At 41.9% G+C, this 2648-nt stretch carries 3 protein-coding genes; 1 reads left to right on the forward strand and 2 read right to left on the reverse strand.

Annotated elements, in window-relative coordinates:
• Window positions 1–128: 128 nt before the first annotated feature.
• Together A3757_RS21375 and A3757_RS21380 are read right to left on the reverse strand one after the other, a co-directional pair.
• Window positions 129–1061, reverse strand: coding sequence for a class I SAM-dependent methyltransferase (locus A3757_RS21375; protein ID WP_068508856.1), 933 nt, complete (start codon window positions 1059–1061; stop codon window positions 129–131).
• Window positions 1062–1235: 174 nt separating this feature from the next.
• Complete coding sequence (locus A3757_RS21380; RefSeq protein ID WP_068633021.1) at window positions 1236–1967, reverse strand: PEP-CTERM sorting domain-containing protein; 732 nt, start codon at window positions 1965–1967, stop codon at window positions 1236–1238.
• A 476-nt stretch (window positions 1968–2443) separates the two neighbouring features.
• Between A3757_RS21380 and A3757_RS21385 the strand changes: the two genes are divergently transcribed.
• Window positions 2444–2648, forward strand: a 205-nt coding sequence (locus A3757_RS21385; protein ID WP_156506478.1) for a hypothetical protein, incomplete at its 3' end; no start/stop codon positions are given.

Consider the following 2648-nt stretch of genomic DNA (forward strand, 5'->3'; position numbering starts at 1 on the left):
AATGAAGTGAATCTGGCCACTTTGCCCTTCAAGGATAGTGCGGGAAAAGCTTGGGCTGGCAAAGCTTATGAAGAACGCAAGACTAATACATGCAATGAAATTGTACATTTTAGGGAACTCCAATAGCTTCAGCATTCAATCAAGGCAAGTTTTAACCCCTTATCAGGCTCCAGTTCTTTTATTTCATCACTAAGCGCTAAAGGCGTGATAGATCTTACATCCTCTATCGTCTCTCGTATGTCGCGTTCAAATTCTGAAAAGGTTACTTGTTGATTGTTTAGGGCCGCTAAGATAACTCCGCCATCCTTTAAGTATTTGGTGCAGCGACGTAGTAGTTTCTGATAGTCAGGCCAGCCTCGAAAGGAGCCTTTATGAAAAGGCGGCGGGTCGAGAATGATTATGTCGAACTTTGACTGCTTGGCAATTTGGCTGTTTGACTTAAGAATGTTCTTTTTCCAAATCGATACTCTTTCATCCAGTAGATTATTTATCTGATGATTTAATTGTGCGGTTTTGGTGGCGCTACCGCACATATCAATATTAACTACTTTCTTTGCGCCACCTTTCAAAGCAAACAAAGAAAATACCGAGGTATAAGAAAAAAGGTTTAGAACACGTTTGTTTTCGGCGTGTTCAGCAAGCCAATGCCAGCCACTTCGCATGTCTGGAAACACGCCTGTGTTGCGGTTTTCGCCTAAACTAACCTTACACAAAAGATCCTTATCAAGTGCTGCATTAAACTCCAAAGGCAGTTCAGGCTTATTGCTAGTTCGTGTAAACAAAACCTCATTTTCCACATCGGGCCAAGGCCGGGATTGGAGCAATACGCTTTGAATAAACTCATGCTCTTCAAAGATCTCCTTAATGACGGAAAGCTCATTGTTGCTTAGCTCACCTTCATAGCATTGGACAAATAAAACGGGTGGATACCACTCAATATTGAGGTTCTCAAATGAGGGAAAAAACCGACCTCTGCCATGGAATACTCGGCAAACCTGTTCAGGCGATTGTCTAAGGTTTTCACCTAGTTCTTGCTTTAGGAGGTTCTGTACAGTAGTCATTGCAGAAATTTTGGTCCGGCTCAGTGATTGTTCAGGGGATTCTATAAAAGAAATGATGGTAGATCTATTTTTATGATTTTGGCCGCGAAAGAAGAGCAGTTAATTAAATCATAAAGAGAGAGTAAGAGAACCTATAAGGCGAATACCTTATAGGTTGTATGGAAAAAGAAGTCGTTAAGCAATACTGCGCCGCCTCATTAAACCTATGCCAAATAAACCAAACGCTAGTAGGGCAAACGTTGAGGGCTCAGATACGCTAATCACGCATTGATTGGGGTCGGTTTGTGGGTCACAGGAACCTATGCTGATTGAGAATACGTCATCGGGAAAAGCAAACTGCGTATTCTGGCCATCAGGACTTAGAAATATTGCTCTGTCCAAGTCGCTACCGGTCACATTGTACAGGTCGATAAATAAGTCTTCAGGGTCGAAGCCGATGATGACAAAGCCATCGGTACAGCAATTCACCCAATCCAAATCAATATTGATAGAGCTAGTTGTACCCAGTGCACTATTACCTCCTTCATTTGGGTCATCTAAGAATGCCAGTGCTGCGGGTGTAGAAAAGTCAATGCTGGCATTAAAAGAGCCGCCTCCACTTCCATTTGGTCTTTCAAGAATTACCCCAAAGCTCAATTCATTGGTAAGCGTATTCACATGAGAAAATATCTGCAAGGCGTCAGCTTCTAAGGGGATGGGGGTTGTGGTTCCAGGGTAAACCGGGTTCGCTGATGCTGCCCAAGGGCTACCATAGTTGTAGAAATCAGTGCCTGTTTCTGCACTGTCGAAAGTACCTAGCAAGAACTGAGAGCCATTAAAGTCAATATCCAATACTGCAGCCGAAGCAATTGAAGAAGACAAGGATAGAACGACAGCTGTACACAAATGCCAAATAATGTTTTTCATTGTCTGTTTCCTTCCTATTGTGTTGGTTTTATTGTGAGTTATTGATCAAAAAATACGCAGGAAATAGACCAGATTCTGTAACTTTAGTTATTACAGTAACTTGTCCGCAAGGCTATAAAGGTAGGTTTCAGAACGTGTAAAACTCTTCGACACTATTTGTCATAAAAGTTGGTAAAAAGTGGCTATTCATAATGAGGCTGGCCCGCTATTAAAATTTGAATTGGTTCACGTATTAACGAATCGAGTCGATTGGTAGAATATAGCGTTATATTTCTAAGTATTTGTAATTGCAGAATAAAATATTCAATTCTCAAGTGCTTTGTTTATTCCCCCTGCTTGGGGAGGGGGGAATGTTGAAATGGCTAGTTTAGAATGTGAGTGCTCAATTGCACCCTTATTTAGTCTAAGGTAGCTGTAAAACATTGTGTTCTTTGGGCTATAAAAATAAATATATTAAGATATCCAAGGGGATAACCATGCCGGGTTTAGTTAAGAAAACCATCACCGTGCTTGTGGCCGCATCCGCAAGCATTGCCAATGCTACGATTGACCTTTCAGGCTTACCGGGTGAATTTCCTCACCAAGAAGAAGTTTGTGCCAGTGATTTAGCGAGAGAAGCCTTACGCGCCGAGTCAGCGTCTCAGGCCTTGAATACGCCGTTCATAGATATGATAAAGGTGG

The organism is Oleiphilus sp. HI0117 (assembly GCF_001635235.1).